Origin of the sequence: Halorubrum cibi (genome assembly GCF_900182635.1) — an archaeon.
Taxonomy (GTDB): domain Archaea; phylum Halobacteriota; class Halobacteria; order Halobacteriales; family Haloferacaceae; genus Halorubrum; species Halorubrum cibi.
Genome location: NZ_FXTD01000003.1, coordinates 81,232 through 96,189 on the forward strand (window position 1 = coordinate 81,232; position 14,958 = coordinate 96,189).

General features: G+C 67.1%; 13 protein-coding genes and 2 tRNA genes. 7 read left to right on the forward strand and 8 right to left on the reverse strand.

Features of this window, described 5'->3' with window-relative positions; genetic code table 11:
- Nucleotides 1–57: 57 nt before the first annotated feature.
- A complete protein-coding gene (locus FN829_RS04770) occupies nt 58–618 on the reverse strand; it encodes a DUF420 domain-containing protein (RefSeq protein WP_142985860.1) in 561 nt (186 codons plus the stop codon).
- A gap of 165 nt (nt 619–783) precedes the next feature.
- On the opposite strand from FN829_RS04770, the gene FN829_RS04775 reads away from it, so the two are divergent.
- Nucleotides 784–868: transfer RNA gene (locus FN829_RS04775), tRNA-Leu, on the forward strand.
- Nucleotides 869–1,509: 641 nt separating this feature from the next.
- Nucleotides 1,510–3,393, forward strand: coding sequence for a Glu-tRNA(Gln) amidotransferase subunit GatE (gene gatE, locus FN829_RS04780; protein ID WP_142985861.1), 1,884 nt, complete (start codon nt 1,510–1,512; stop codon nt 3,391–3,393).
- 31 nt (nt 3,394–3,424) lie between these two features.
- Here gatE and FN829_RS04785 read toward each other — a convergent pair whose 3' ends face one another.
- On the reverse strand, nt 3,425–4,093 hold the full coding sequence (locus FN829_RS04785; protein WP_142985862.1) for a helix-turn-helix domain-containing protein: 669 nt from the start codon (nt 4,091–4,093) through the stop codon (nt 3,425–3,427).
- Between the two features lie 121 nt (nt 4,094–4,214).
- Between FN829_RS04785 and FN829_RS04790 the strand changes: the two genes are divergently transcribed.
- Entirely contained in the window at nt 4,215–5,711 is a 1,497-nt protein-coding gene (locus FN829_RS04790; protein WP_142985863.1) for a cytochrome P450, read from the forward strand.
- Nucleotides 5,712–5,725: 14 nt separating this feature from the next.
- On the opposite strand, the gene FN829_RS04795 is transcribed toward FN829_RS04790, so the two are convergent.
- The 3 genes from FN829_RS04795 to FN829_RS04805 form a co-directional block, all read right to left on the reverse strand.
- Nucleotides 5,726–6,523, reverse strand: coding sequence for a ZIP family metal transporter (locus FN829_RS04795; RefSeq protein WP_142985864.1), 798 nt, complete (start codon nt 6,521–6,523; stop codon nt 5,726–5,728).
- 193 nt (nt 6,524–6,716) lie between these two features.
- Entirely contained in the window at nt 6,717–7,565 is an 849-nt protein-coding gene (locus tag FN829_RS04800; RefSeq protein WP_185955684.1) for a halocyanin domain-containing protein, read from the reverse strand.
- A 149-nt stretch (nt 7,566–7,714) separates the two neighbouring features.
- On the reverse strand, nt 7,715–8,476 hold the full coding sequence (locus FN829_RS04805) for a 5-formyltetrahydrofolate cyclo-ligase (protein WP_142985865.1): 762 nt from the start codon (nt 8,474–8,476) through the stop codon (nt 7,715–7,717).
- A gap of 198 nt (nt 8,477–8,674) precedes the next feature.
- On the opposite strand from FN829_RS04805, the gene FN829_RS04810 reads away from it, so the two are divergent.
- Both FN829_RS04810 and engB read left to right on the forward strand, forming a co-directional pair.
- Nucleotides 8,675–9,397 (forward strand): DUF4013 domain-containing protein, encoded by a 723-nt coding sequence (locus FN829_RS04810; RefSeq protein ID WP_142985866.1) that lies wholly within the window; start codon nt 8,675–8,677, stop codon nt 9,395–9,397.
- Between the two features lie 70 nt (nt 9,398–9,467).
- Nucleotides 9,468–10,088, forward strand: coding sequence for a GTP-binding protein EngB (engB, locus tag FN829_RS04815; RefSeq protein ID WP_142985867.1), 621 nt, complete (start codon nt 9,468–9,470; stop codon nt 10,086–10,088).
- 337 nt (nt 10,089–10,425) lie between these two features.
- On the opposite strand, the gene FN829_RS04820 is transcribed toward engB, so the two are convergent.
- Together FN829_RS04820 and FN829_RS04825 are read right to left on the reverse strand one after the other, a co-directional pair.
- A complete protein-coding gene (locus tag FN829_RS04820) occupies nt 10,426–11,472 on the reverse strand; it encodes a hypothetical protein (RefSeq protein WP_142985868.1) in 1,047 nt (348 codons plus the stop codon).
- Nucleotides 11,473–11,541: 69 nt separating this feature from the next.
- On the reverse strand, nt 11,542–12,249 hold the full coding sequence (locus FN829_RS04825; protein ID WP_142985869.1) for a DUF1405 domain-containing protein: 708 nt from the start codon (nt 12,247–12,249) through the stop codon (nt 11,542–11,544).
- A 145-nt stretch (nt 12,250–12,394) separates the two neighbouring features.
- Between FN829_RS04825 and FN829_RS04830 the strand changes: the two genes are divergently transcribed.
- Both FN829_RS04830 and FN829_RS04835 read left to right on the forward strand, forming a co-directional pair.
- Nucleotides 12,395–13,060 (forward strand): FxsA family protein, encoded by a 666-nt coding sequence (locus FN829_RS04830; protein WP_142985870.1) that lies wholly within the window; start codon nt 12,395–12,397, stop codon nt 13,058–13,060.
- A gap of 111 nt (nt 13,061–13,171) precedes the next feature.
- A tRNA-Ile gene (locus FN829_RS04835) sits at nt 13,172–13,245 on the forward strand.
- Nucleotides 13,246–13,459: 214 nt separating this feature from the next.
- Here FN829_RS04835 and FN829_RS04840 read toward each other — a convergent pair.
- Nucleotides 13,460–14,266, reverse strand: a complete 807-nt coding sequence (locus tag FN829_RS04840) for a hypothetical protein (protein WP_142985871.1) — start codon at nt 14,264–14,266, stop codon at nt 13,460–13,462.
- Between the last annotated feature and the right edge of the window lie 692 nt (nt 14,267–14,958).

Consider the following 14,958-nt stretch of genomic DNA (forward strand, 5'->3'; position numbering starts at 1 on the left):
GCGGTCACGACCTCGTCGCCGTCGGACCGAACGCATGGTCCTGTCTCGATCGCGCCGTCAGAACGCGTGATACAACATGACGTAGACGCCGATCCCCATCGCGAAGGAGACGAGCCAGAGGACGGCGGCGATGGAGCCGACCTGCGCGTGGCGGGTGTGGTACAGTTCGGCGTACGGACGAGTGGCCCCGAGGAGCAGCGCGTAGAAGACGAAGGGGAGACAGACGATCGCGAACAGGATATGGATCGCGAGAAACGGGAGGTAGAGGTAGGTGTAGACGGTCTCCGGGCCGGGGAACGTCGCGGTCCCGACGAGTATCAGTCGGTAGAGGTAGCCGGCGAGGAACGCCGAGAAGAGCGCGAACGACGCCAGCATGAACGCCCGGTGTCTCCGGACGTTCTCACGGGAGATCGCCCGCCAGCCGAGGAGGATCGTGCCGATCGCGGTCGCGGAGATCGCGGCGTTCAGGTGCGGGATCGCGGCGAGGGCGGCGTCGCTCGCGCGGGGGAGGAGGCTGCTCGGGATGACCCCGCCGACGGCTCCGAAGACGAGCGCGAGCGAGACGACGGAGGCGGCGGCGGTCAGTGCCGGGACGTTCTCGCGGGCCCACTCTCGCATGGATCGCGGATCGGTCCGGAGCGGCAAACCGCTGCCGGTCGCGGCGCGGAGAACCGCCGTCGATTCGGCCCGCGTCCGCCGGTGTCATCGGTCGGCACGCCGGTATCGAATGGAAGGGCTTTTAATCTGGGACGGGGTACGACGAAACGCGACAGAACGCAGCGAGCGTGGGTAGCCAAGCCAGGCCAACGGCGCAGCGTTGAGGGCGCTGTCCTGTAGAGGTCCGCCGGTTCAAATCCGGTCCCACGCATCGCACGGCGGCACACCCGCCACACCGATGCACGGTGTTGTCTCTACGACAGCACCCACGCACAATTCCTACGGACGCTACGTGAGTAGTGCCGACGCCGTCAGTTTCTCCGGGTATGTATAAAGAAGCGAGCGGCGTCGCTGGCGATCGACTTTTGGTTGCTAGCGCGGAAGTCCGTCACCGGTCCTCGGGCGTTCATGTATCGTTTCTGACGTAGTGATCGGTGATCACCGCCAAAGCCCCAGTCGCGAGGACTCGCGCGCTTTGCTGTGCTCCTCGGTCGCTCGTTCCACTCGCTCCCTGCGGTTGCTTGCTACAGCGTGCTTCGCCCTCGCGACAGCGAGGCGCTCCGCTCCTCTGGCAGCCGGCGGCGGAGCCGCCGGCGACTGCCCCTTTGTGTCTCACCCCGCAACGCACAGCCCCGCACCTCATGCCTCCCCAACCTCGTCGCTGGCGCGGTTCCGCGCCAGCGACTCCCTCGCGGACGGTTCGTGCCGCTTCGCGGCACTCACCGGCGCGCCACCGCCACTGAATTATATGCCACGTCGCCGGCGGCAGTTCGTGACCCTCGCACCCGCGATCGATCGCCGTCACCCGCGAACTGCCACCCTTTTAGTCGCACGCCGTCGGAGTGGGGCGTAATGAGTACGGACGCGACCCCCGAGTACGATCACGAGGAGTTGGGCCTCGTCGCCGGGCTGGAGATCCATCAGCAGCTCGACACGGCGACGAAGCTGTTCTGTGACTCCCCGACCGTCGAGCGCGACCCCGACGAGGCCGACCGGGAGCTCACCCGGCGGCTCCACCCGACGAAGAGCGAACTCGGCGAACTCGACCAGGCCGCCGTAGAGGAGAGCCGGGTCGACCGCGAGTTCACCTACCTCGCGTACGACACGACCTGTCTGGTCGAGGAGGACGACGAGCCGCCCCGCCGCGTCGACGACGAGGCGCTGTCGGTGGCGCTCCAGATCGCCGACTTACTCGACGTGAGCGTCGTCGACCAGGCGCACGTGATGCGAAAGCTCGTGATCGACGGCTCGAACACCTCCGGCTTCCAGCGGTCGATCCTGCTCGGACAGGGCGGCGAGATCGAGACGAGCGAGGGGACCGTCTCCATCGATGACCTCATGCTCGAGGAGGAGTCCGCAAAGCGCGTCGAGGAGACGGACGACGGCGTCGTCTACTCGCTCGACCGCCTCGGCGTCCCGCTCGTCGAGATCGGGACCGGCCCGGACGTCCGGAGCCCCGAACAGGCGAAGGAGGCCGCCGAACGCATCGGCATGCTGCTCCGCTCGACGGGGGCGGTGAAACGCGGACTCGGCACCATCCGCCAGGACGTCAACGTCTCGATCGCCGAGGGGGCGCGCGTCGAGGTGAAGGGCGTCCAGGACCTCCAGGGGATCGAGGACATCGTCCGCGGCGAGGTGGGACGACAGGCGGAACTGCTCGCGATCCGCGACGAACTCCGCGATCGTGACGCCGTGGTCGGGGACGTCCGCGACGCCACCGAGGTCTTCTCCGACACCGACTCCGGCGTGATCCGGGGTGCGCTCGATTCGGGCGGAAAGGTGACCGCGGTCCCGCTGTACGGGTTCGACGGACTCGTGGGCCGGGAGATCCAGCCGGACCGCCGGCTCGGCACGGAACTGTCGGACCACGCGAAACGCCACGGCGCGGGCGGGATCTTCCACACCGACGAGCTGCCCGCCTACGGCGTGACGGAGGGGGAAGTCGAGGCCCTCCGCGAGGCGGTCGGCGCGGGCGAGGACGACGCCGTGGCGATCGTCGCCGCCGACCCGGAGACGGCCGACCTCGCGATCGAGGCCGCCGCGGACCGCGCGGCCGCCGCCATCGAGGGCGTCCCCGAGGAGACCCGCGGCGCGAACGACGACGGGACGACCCGATACCTCCGGCCGCTGCCGGGCGCGGCGCGGATGTACCCCGAGACCGACGTGCCGCCGGTCGAGCCCGACCCGTCGGACGTCGACCGGCCCGAACTGCTCGACGAGAAGACCGACCGCTACGTCGAGTCGTTCGGTCTGGACCGCGGGCTCGCCGAACAGGTGGCGTTCGGCCGGCGGTTCCCGCTGTTCGAGACCGCCGTCGAGCGCGGCGTCGACCCCACCTTCGCCGCTTCCACGCTGGAGTCGACGACGACGGAGATCAGACGCGACGGCGCACCCGTCGAGAACCTCACGGACGACCACTTCCTCGCGATCTTCGAGCTCGTCGAGTCGGACGACCTCGCGAAGGAGGGCGTTCCGGAGGTGCTCGCGACGCTCGCCGAGGATCCCGACCTGACGGCGGCGGAAGCCGTCGAGGCCGCGGGACTCTCGGGCGTGAGCGACGAGGCGGTCCGTGAGGCGGTCCGCGAGGTCGTCGATCGCAACGCCGACCAGGTCGAAGCCGAGGGGATGGGCGCGTTCTCCGGACTGATGGGCGAGGCGATGGGGGCGCTCCGCGGGAAGGCGGACGGCGAGGTCGTCTCCGACGCCCTCCGCGAGGAGATCGGCAAGCGGACGTAGGGATCCGCACGTCCGGCGTTCCTCTCTCGGCTCACCCGTCCAGATACGCGTCGACGAGCGCCGCCTCCGCCTTCCGGAGGTGTGTGCCCGCCGTCGAGGAGGAGCAGTCGAGCGCGTCGGCGACGTCGGCGACTGACCCGGTCCGCGGCACGTCGTAGTACCCCGTCCGTCGCGCCGCGCGGAGCGCCTCGGCCTGCCGGTCGGTCACTTCGACGCCGGCGAGCCGGCTCCCGCCGTCGTACGAGCCGATCCGGTCGACGTCGACGTCGATCGCGTCCGGGAGCGCCGAGAGCGCGCCGCGCAGTTGGTCGGGCGGGCCGACGACGCCGAGCGAGAGCCGACCCTCGGAACGGTACACGACGGGTGGAACGGAGAGGAACTCGGTCTCGAGGAACGCGCCGAGGAACGCGTCGAGGGGACCGTCGAGCGTCTCGTGTGCCCTGAGGTAGAACGTCCCGTCGGTGGAAGCGGGTCCGCTCGTCGGTCCGACCTCGAACCGCTCGATCGAGTCGACCGCCCGCAGCCGTTCGAGGTACGGCTCTCGCGGCGCGGTGATCCGGAACAGCGTCGCGAGCGTCCCGTCGTCGAGCCGTCGCCAGGTCAGAAGCTCCGAACGCCACCCTTCCCCGCCGTCGAGGAAGTCGTGCATCGGATGTCGGATCGACGGCGGGAACCGGAACTCGACGTGGACGTACCGCATGCGGGGGTCATCGGCCGCCGGCGACTTGAAGGTACGAGCCGATCCGCACGCGTCAACTCAATAAAAACACGCGGACGTGTCCGCCCCAAGCGTCAGCACGCGGGCGGATCGATCCTGACACATGAGCGATTCCGTTCGGCGACACGATGGCGGAAGCGATCGACCCGCGACCGGCGCGGCGAGTCGCGACGACGAGGGGAGTGAGACGCCCGTTCGCCCGCCGGAGCCGGACGGGCTCCCGGTCCTCGGAAACGTCCACTCCATCGCCGCCGACGGGCTCGACTTCTACGAGCGTCGGGCCGCCGAACGCGGCGGCGTCGCGCGATACGACGTGTTCGGTACGGAGAGCTACCTCCTCACCGATCCGGACGCGATCCGGCGGGTCCTCGTCGAGGACCACGCGACCTACGTCAAAGGGGAGATGCCCCGCGAGCAGCTCGGGAACCTCCTCGGCGACGGGCTCTTCCTCGCGGAGGGGGAGCGGTGGCACGAACAGCGGACCGCGATGCGGTCGGCGTTCTTCCGCGAGCGCGTCGACGAGTACGGCGACGCCATGGTCGAACACGCCCGGCGGACGGTCGACGGGTGGGACGACGGCGACGCGGTCGACCTCCACGAGACGGCCACGGGGTACGCGTTCTCGGTCCTCGCAGAGAGTCTCCTCGGCGACGATATCGAGCGCGAACGCGAAACGGTGCGCGCGGCCGCGGAGAGCATCACCGAGCGATTCGACATGCGGCGGCTGGCCTCCTTTCTGCCGGAATGGGTTCCGACGCCGACGAACCGACGGTATCGCCGGCGTCTCGACGCGCTACGGGGAGCGATCGCGGACCTCGTCGCCGAGCGACGCGCGGCGGGGCCGCCCGCCGATCCCGGATCGGCGGACGACCTGCTCGGAACGCTCGTGGCCGCCGCGGAGCTGGGCGCGCTCAACGACGACGAGCTCGTCGACAACGCGGTGACGTTCCTGTTCGCCGGCCACGAGACGAGCGCGCTCGGACTGACCTACACGCTCCACGCGCTCGCGACGCACCCCGACATCCAGGAACGGGTCCGCCGGGAGGTCGCGGCGTTCGACGACGACCCTTCCCCGGCCGAGGTCCGAGGCTGCCCGGCGCTGACCGCCGCGGTCGACGAGGCGCTCAGGCTATACCCGCCGGTTCACACGTTCTTCCGGGAGCCGACCGAACCGGTGACGCTCGGTGGGTATCGGATCCCCGCCGGCGTGGTGGTGTCGCTCTCGCCGTGGGTGGTCCACCGCGACGACCGGTGGTGGGACGACCCGGAGACGTACCGGCCGGAGCGGTGGCTTCACGAGTCGCCGTCGGGGAGCGCCCCGTCGGGAGACGGGTCCGCGTCGGGAGAGGTCGCGGTCGGCGACGACGCGCCCGGCCCGGCCGTCGGCGAGCGGCCGGAGTACGCGTACTTCCCCTTCGGCGGCGGGCCGCGCCACTGTATCGGCATGCGGTTCGCCCGCCAGGAGCTACGGCTCGCGACGGCGACGCTCCTCCGGCGGGTCCGACTGGAGGCGGTGGACGAGGAGATCGAACTCCGCGCCAGCGCGAACACGCGCCCGGCGGGACCGGTCCGCGTCCGGATCCACGAACTCGCGGAGTGACGGAAATAAGCGAGCTAGATATACGCCAGCGGGACCATCACCGCCGCGCCGAGGAGGACCCCGCCGACCAGTTCGCGCTTGCCGCCGTGGGGGAGCCCCTCGCCGGCCTCGAGCGCTTCCGGCACGAACTCCGTGAGGACGAGGTATATCATCGCGCCGGCCGCAAAGCCGAACCCGTACGGGAGGAACTCCCTGGCGACCCGGACGAACGCGAACGCGATCACCGCGCCGATCGGCTGCGGGAGACTCGAGAACACCGCCCACCACACCATCCTCCACTCGGGGACGTCCATCGCGCGCAGCGGGATCGAGATGGCGGTCCCCTCGGGGACGTTGTGGATCGAGATCGCGACGGTCATGAACACCGCGAGCGCGGGCACGGTGAATCCCAGGACGGAGACGCCTCCATCCAGTCCGAGGTCGGCGAACGAGACGCCCACGGCGACGCCCTCGGGGAAGCTGTGGACCGTGAGGACGCCGAGGATCAATACGAGCTTGCGGAAGTCCGCCTCCTCGTACTCGTGCGGGTCGACCTCCGCGTCCGCGAGGACGCGGTGTGCCACGACCACGAGGACGACGCCGACCGCCATCCCGACCGCGACCTCCGTGATCGTCCCCTCGGCCAATCCCTCGTCGATCAGCCCGAACAGCGACGCGGTCACCATGATTCCGGAGGAGAGTCCCCAGAGAATCACGTTTCCGCGGTCGCTGATGGACTCGAAGAAGAAGAACGGGAGCGCGCCGAGCCCGGTCGCGAGCGCCGTGACGAGTCCCGCGAGGAAGACGAATGTGAGGTTCTCGAGAAGGGCCATCCGTGTCGATACTTCTCTCCGCACCGACAAACCCGTGACGGATGAGGCGGTCCGATCCGGATCGAACCGACCGACTCGGTCGGTGGCCGCCACGAGTCACGTCCGTATCGACCGGGCTCCGTCTCGAGGCGTTCGAAGGGGTTGGGACCCGTCTCGACGTCACAGACGACGACCCGCACCGCCGGCGACGACCTCACTCGACGACGATCGCGCCGCGGTGGCCGAGGGCACGATGGGGCCGACAGGCGTACCGGAACACGCCGGTCTCGTTGAACGTGTGCTCGAAGTGGATCCCTGGTTCGACGGCTATCCCCTCGCTTCCGACGTCCACGTCCTCGAAGACGACGTCGTGGCCGCCGCCCTCGCCGGTCCACGCCCAGCGGACGGTCGTGCCGGCCGAGATCTTCACCGCGTGCGGCTCGAAGGCGAGGTGGCCGCCGTTGCCGTCGGCCCCGGTGACGACCTCGACGAGGTCCTCGTCAGTCCGGTCGGCGATCGTCCCGTCGTACCCGTTCGTATCGACCAGCCACTCGTCGACCGCCGGGTACTCGCTGGAAGGGGCGGGTTCGGCGACGACGACGCCCTTCATCCCCGCGTCGGCCTGCGGCTCGCTCACGTAGCGGTAGGTACCGGCCTCCTCGACGGCGTGTTCGAACGTCGTCCCCGCCTCGGACTCGGCGGGGCCGCTGTCGAATTCACCGTCGACGGCGACGACGTTGTGTTCGTCGTCGTCGGTCCACTCCCACGTCACCGTCGTTCCCGGTTCCACCTTGATCGCGGGCGGTGAGAACGACTTCGAGTCGGAGACGTCGAGGTACACCGTCGGCGGGTCGTCGAACCGGAAGTCGCGGACCTGCGGCGTCCGCGGATCGTTAGCGGTCGCGAGCCAATCGTCGAGCGACTCGTCGGCATCGAGCGCTTCGTCGTGGTCGCTCGCCTCCGATCCTGCGCGTACGTTTCGAACGGCGTCGACCCCGAAGAGGGCTCCGAGGCCCACTGCCGTGCTCGCTCCGAGGAACGTGCGTCGATCACTGGAGGGCATGTGCGAGTCAATATTTGCCGGAATAGGTACAAAACGCCACGACGATTCCAAGAAATCTGGAATCGCAGTCGCCAGGGCACTCAGACTCGTTCAAGCGCCGGCATCAACCGCGACTGGAACGTCATGCGATCGGCGACCGCGATCGCCGATCAGTCCGGCGCCCGCTCCGCCAACACCGGAATGTCGGCCACGCGCTCCTCGTCGATCGCGTCCCAGTCGACGCCCGGGGGGCGCTCGGCGTCGGACCCCGTTCGGACCGTGCGTTCGGGGGTCACGACGAGGTCGAGCGGCACGTCGTGGCGGTCGGGGTCGGGAAGGCGGCCGGCGGGAGCGTCGGCGTCGGGGGCGATGCCGTCGACCGGCGACGGCGGCTCGTCGACGACCTGTAGCTCGTGGACCGTCGTCGCCACCGTCGTCTCGTCGTCGACGGCGTCGAGTTCGCGGAGGACGGCCCATTCCAGGTCGCTGTACCCCTCGCCCTTGCCGATCCGAGCCCCGTCCGTCCGCACCGCGACGGAGCCGGAGACGATCAGGTCGATCCCGGCGACGTCCTCGGGGGCGGTCGGGACGCCGTGCTCGGAGATGCCCGAAACGGTCGTGGCCGCGTCGACGTCGTCGATCTCGGCGGGGTCGAGCCGGAGGAACGGGTCCGGGTCCCGGAGCCGCGGCTGGGCCACGTAGACGGTCTTGCCGGCGCGGAGGGCGGCCCGCCGGACCGGGAGTTGCGGGGCGTCGGGGTTGGCCTTCACCGTCTCCGCCGACCTCCACTCCGACGTCTCGGTCAGTCGATCACGGGCTTCGTTCGCGCCCGCGAAGTTGGGGATCCGGTCGTGCGGCGGGAACGGAAACCGGGCGATTCCACGCTCCTCCAGAGCGTCCCAGAGCGCCTGCCGGACCGCCTGTTTGTCCATACCGAGCGTGGGACCGGCGGGCGATTAAGCGATTCGGCGGAGAGCGAATCGAGATCGGCTCGGCACCGCCTCGTCCGCTCCCACGCTGATCCCATCCGTCCGGACGATCCCACTCGGCCCGGGGGATCCCATCCGTCCGGGCGATTCGCCGCGGATTGTCGACGCAAATTTATATACTTCCTGTGAGATCCGTCGGGTATGCTCGAAGACGGACTCTCGTACCCGGTGCGCGGCGACTGGATAGGACGCATCCTCATCGGCGGGGTGTTGGGGTTCCTCTCGGTGCTCCTCCTCCCGGCGTTCGTCATCCTCGGCTACCTGGTCCGGGTGCTCGAAACCACGGTGGAGGGGGCCGAGGACCCACCGGAGTTCGAAGACTGGGGCGACCTCCTCGTGAAGGGGATCATCGGGACCGTGATAACGGTCGCGTACACGTTCGTTCCGGTACTCGCGTACGGGATCCTGGTCTTCCTGGTCATCGGCACGGGCGGGGCGATCGGCGGCGACGCGGGCGCGATAGTGGGCGTGTTCGGCGTCCTGCTCGCGCTCGCGTTCCTCCCGGTGTTGCTGTTGGTCTACTACGCGGTGCCCGCGGCGCTGACCGCCTACGCGGCCCGCGGCGAGATCGGCGCGGCCTTCGACGTCGACCTCCTGAAGCCCACCCTGTTGAGCACCGACTACCTCGTCGCGATCCTCATGCCGCTCGTCGTGACGTTCGTCCTCTGGATCGCGACCGGGATCCTCGCAGTCACGGTCGTCGGCCTGCTCCTCGTTCCCTTCCTCCAGTTCTACGGGCAGGTTGCGGTGTTCCGGATGTTCGGGTCCGCGTTCTCGAGTCAGAGCGACGAGATCGACGCCGGCTCCGCGGGATCCGACGACGCACCCGGACCCGCGGACCCGGCCGAGCCCGCGGCGAACTGAGCACGACTCGCGGCCAGAGGGGTCGCCTCCGCGACGCGTCCTTTAACCCGTTCGGCGGTCGAGTGCGGGTATGTTCGAAGACCGGCCGGACCGCGACGCGGAGGTCGTCCTCGTCGGACGGTCGAACGTCGGGAAGTCCACCATCATGCGCGAACTGACGGGCCACGACGTCTCCGTCGGGGGGAAACCCGGCGTGACTCGCCAGCCGAACCACTTCGACTGGGCGAGCGAGTCGTTCATGTTCACGGACCTGCCCGGCTTCGGATTCATGTCCGGCGTCGAGGAGGACCGCCGCGAGCAGATCAAGACGGACGTGATACGGTACGTCGAGGAGAACGCGGAGCGGATCCTCGCGGGCGTGGTCGTTCTCGACGGCAAGAGTGCGGTCGACATCATCGACCGCCACCGCGAGCGCGGGAACGTCCCGCACGACGTGGAGATGTTCGCGTTCCTCGAGGACGTCGGCGTCGACCCGATCGTTGCCGTGAACAAGACCGACAAGATCGACGACCTCGACGAGCGGCTCGACGAGATCTGCGACCGGCTCGGGCTGTACCCACCGTGGCAGCAGTGGTCCGACACGGTCGCGCCGATCTGCGCGAAGCGCGGCGATATCGACGCGCTCGAGGAGTGCCTGCGCGACCGCTTTCACGACCACAACCGCGACGACCTGCTGAAGTTCGTCTCCTAGATCGAAAACGGGCCGGCATCAACACCTCAGCCGATCGGCAATACGAAGCGGGAATGACGATCGCGGAGGACACCTCCAAAGCCCCAGCCGGCTCCGGTTGAGGGCCTCGCTGCGCTCCTTGGTCGGTCACTCACTTCGTTCGCTCCCTCCCTGCGGTGCTTACGTCGGCCGTCTTCCCGGAGACGGCTGCCCCTTTGAGTCCCACCCGACCGCAACCGCAGCCTCACCCCTCCCCAGCCTCGTCGGCCGCCCTCCGCGTCGCTCCGAGCGGCCGACTCCCTCGCGGGCTCCTCGCGAGCCGACGGCTCGCTCGAAGGCGCGCCGACCGCACTGCGGTCTAGAACTCGAAGCCGACGGCGTCGACGTCGGGTCTCAGCGGGCTCCTCGGGTACGGCGGCGACGCGTCGGGGTCGTTGAACGCGCCGGGCGCGACGTCGTTGGGGCCGTCCGGGTAGAACAGCGCCGCGAGCGTCTGGATCGCGGTCCGCCCGCTCGCCAGTTCGAACTGGCCGCCGCCGTACAGCTCGATCCCCTCCTCGCGACAGTAGGCGATCGTCTCGAACAGCGACTCGAGCGTCCCGAACCGGGAGGGCTTGACGTTACACCACCCCGGCTCGACGGGCAGCGACTCGAGCGCGTCGACCCCGTCGATCGGGTAGTCGAAGGAGAGCCGGTCGGCTTGCGGTTCGAGGAGGGGCCGGGTCTCGGTCGTGAACGCCGCGTCCTCGATCACGGCGGCGGGGAACGCGGCGAGGACGTCGCGGTACAGTTCGGGGTCGGCGGGCACGTCCACGTCGGTCCCCTCGTACCAGCCCTTGAGGTCGGCGATGCGGACCGCGCCGGTCTCGCGCAGCCGCTCGAAGACCGAGTCGGGCCAGTCGGGGGTCGGGTCGAGTTTGAACTCCAGGTCGTCGTCGAGCGCGAGCAGTTCCTCGACGCGATCGGCGGAGGGCGGATCGCCGAGCCGCGTCGAGACGACGAACTCGACAGGTTCGGGCTCGATCCCGAGGAACTCCCCGAGGCTCTCGTCGGCCTGTCGAAGGCCCAGATCCAGCGCCGCGCTCTCGACCGCCCACCGTCGATAGTGTCGGGAGGTCTCCCGTTCGGGCGGTTTCGCCGCGAACAGGTCGACCTCGTCGAGCGCGGCCGAGAGCTCGTCGATCGTCCACTCGCCCTCGAGGTCGATCGGGTCGGTCCCGGCCAACGCGTCGTGGTCGGGCGTGTCGTAGGTGACGTCCTCGCCGCGGCCGACGAGACCGTCGCCGGCGAGCCGGAACTCGGTCGTCGTCCGCTCGAACCCGCTCGTCGTGTCCGCGGTGTACCGTCGTCTCCCGACCGACTCGATCGTGACGGAGAGGTCCGCGATCCGCTCGTACGCGCTCATGGGTCGTTCGACGCCGGCCGGGGACTTAAACGGGTGTCGTGGGGTGGGGTCCGCGCGACCCTCGACCGCTCACTCCCGAGCCCGAAGCGTCTCGACGCGGGTCGCGAGCGCGAGAAACAGCGGCACGACGGTGAGTACGACCGCGCCCGCGGCGGCGACCTGGAGGACGGTCGTCGTGAACCAGGGTTGAGGGTCCGGATACGGCAGCGACGTGTGGGTGACCCCGCCGATCACCGGGACGAAGTAGTCCATCAGCAGGTCGACGGTGTACCACGCGGTCGCGACGGCGACCGCCCGAACCGGGAAGTCGGTCATCCGGTGGAGCACGAACGCCTGAAGCACCATCCCGAGGTGGCTCACGAACAGGAACGCGTACAGCGGCGGCCCCGCGTTCGCGAGGAACTCCGGGTAGAAGACGACGAGCACGTACGGCGTCCACAGCCCGAGTTTGATGTTTCCGAAGAAGGCGAGCGCCGCGAGGGTGTCGCTGGAGCGGCCGACCGCCCACGAGGCGAGCGCCAGCGCGATGAGCAGCGTCGCCCCCGGACTGTCCGGGACGAACGCCCACATCTCGACGGGCACCCGCGCGAACTGGAAGCGGTAGTACCAGAAGCCGAAGGCGGTCCCGAGGAGGTTGATCGCGACGACGACCCAGACGAACCGGTAGGCGACGTCCTCCAGCGCCGCCGGCAGCGGCGCGACCCACCGGGGGAGCCGGCCGTCCTCCGCGGGTCCGCGCTCGGGCGGGTCGCGGCCGAGCGCGCCGACGATGTCCATGACCGTGGCTCGGCCCGCCGGTTCAAAGCCGTGGCGGTCGCGGACGGGAGCGACGGGAAACCCGTTGAGTGACGAGGGGTCGCGCCGGCTGGTGACCCCGACCGCGACGAAAAGGGCTATGGGGGCCGGGACGGAACCCAGGGGCATGCGCCCGCGAACGCTGCTCGCGTTGCTCCTCGTCGTCCCCCTCGCCGACGCCCTGTTCCTCGTCTTCGTCGCGACGCGACTCGGGTGGGTGATGACGGTCGGACTCGTCGTGTTGACGGCGATCCTCGGGATGCTGCTCCTCCGTGCGGAGGGACGCGCGACGCTCGCGCGGGTCCAACGGAAACTGGCCCGCGGGGAGCCGCCGACGGATGAGCTGCTCGACGGCGGGCTCCTCATCGCCGCGGGCGCGTTCCTGCTCACGCCGGGACTCGTCACCGACGCGCTAGGGTTCCTCCTCGCGCTGCCGATCACGCGGGTCCCGATCCGGATGGCGGTCAAGCGGTACGTCGTCGTGCCCTACATCGACAGCGAGACCGGCGGCTTCGCCACCGGTAACGTGTACATCGGCGGCTTCCCCGGCGGGGAGGGGTTCGGAGGCCAGGGCGACTTCTCCGGCGACCCAGAGGACTTTCCCGGCGGATTTCCCGGTCCGCCCGAAGACGACGGAAACGACGGCGACCCCGCGGGCGGCGTCGGTGGTGTCGGTGGCTCCGGTGGCTCCGGATCGGAGGGACGCGGATCCGACGACGATCGAGACGACGTCGTCGACGTGGAGTACACGGTCGAGGACGACGATCCGGAGCGCGAGGAGCACTCCGGGTGAGCCCCGACTCCGTTCAGTCTCGCGATCCCGTCACAAACCGCGTGACGGCGGCGCGCTACTGAAAGGAAACCCTTAAAATCCTACCCACAAATTCATCTAATGCGCTCACCTGGGCCAATAGCTCAGTCAGGTTGAGCGCTCGGCTGATAACCGGGAGGTCCACGGTTCAAATCCGTGTTGGCCCACCTACAACGTCCACGGTCTTTGGCCGTGGCGTGTTAGGGGCCGGGAACTCCCCAGCCACCTAATTCCGTCCTAACTCTCAATAGTTAGAACCCTCTGTAGCAGTAGAGTTCAACCGTAGCTTCCACGCACCTTCCCTACTTCGTGGACTATCGATTAGCTCCCCACCCTTATCGCTGATTTCAAGCGAAAAGAAACATCATTTCAAAGAATCACTCACAAACTTCCCTTGAGTAGATGGTTCAGGTTTTCCAGTTCTTCTTCAGCGGAGGCATTACCATGCCCTTCCTCTGCTTGTTGGTCATTCAATTCCGGTAATTCATTCGCGAGATCCTCCAGCTCTTTCGGCGTTGAATTAGATCTATCGCAGTGAGCAGAATGTCCGTTCTTTGCTGCCTTTGAGTCGAACGACGCACCACATTTCCCACAGATATGGGTAGGTTTGTCCTCATCGCCTGTTTTCTGAGATTTACTCTTCCCTCTCGAATCAAGGAAATTAGATAACGAGTTGCCAACTTTGGCCAGTTTATTTTTTAGTTCATCACGCTCACCACGTAGCTTTTCATTCTCGGCGCGAAGTTCACGGACAAGATCTCGTAATTCGGCTGTATCCAGGGTCGTTAGATCCTCCTCCCAAACTTCAGGTAGTTCATACTCCGGAGGAAGCCAGATTGGGTCATCTGTTTCCTTCCATTTAATTCCAAGTTCCTCAAGGGTTTTTCGAGGTACTTTCCGGACATTTCCACGAGGTTCTTCAAAATAGTCCTTGTATTTAGGAAGGGTTCCGGGAAGGTCAGCGCACTTCTCCTTATGTTTCTCTTTCTTTTCGTAGAAATGGTTGTAGTGACGAGCAAGCGGAGACCTATCTGTATCATCCGCTGTTGCTGATGACTGTTCTAATACGGGACCTACGAATCGAACTCCATCGACGTATAACCAATATGCTTCATACAGGTCAATTCGGCCGCCGAAGATGGAATCTTCTGTTGACGAATTGCTACCAGAGGGCAAGTCAATGTCCATGTTACTCCTATACGAATAGATGACAGGTAAAGATAAATAAAAATGAGGATGTCATCATATAACGTGATTTGGAATTTCTGGGTTCAGCAACTATATTTTATTATCTATTTGAATTAAACCTGATTATAAATCATCTATATAATCGCGTCGTTGCTCTGCTTTCTTTTGCTCACCCCGCCGGTCGTAGTGCTTCTCAAGGACATCCAGACTCACATTCATCCGGTCACTAACGACTTTCTCTGGCACGTCTTCAGACAAGTGGTGCGTGATTGACCCACGACGTATCGCGTGTGGACTCACACTCGATGGGCAGGTACTCGCCTTGTTATTTTCCATCGCCTCACAGGAGTCTATCTCGCGGTCGTGTGGACATTCACCTGTGTACTGGCAGGGACGGGTGATCCGATAGATGCTATCTCGAAGCGAAGACTTGGCCGGGCGTCCCTGTTGGGATGTGAACAACGATTTCCGGTCGTAATCGTCGTCGGCCTTATCGCGGTTGTACTTGAGGTAGCCATCCAGCGCGTCACAAAATTCGGGACTCAAAGCGACGTACCGCTCGCCGGCGTCCTCGATCTCGTCGGGGTCGACGCCGATCTCCTCGAGGAACCCCTTCGTCGGTCACGGGCTCGTCGCCACCTATGTTCTGTGATACAACGGTGGTACACAAAACGGATCGACCGACCGAATAC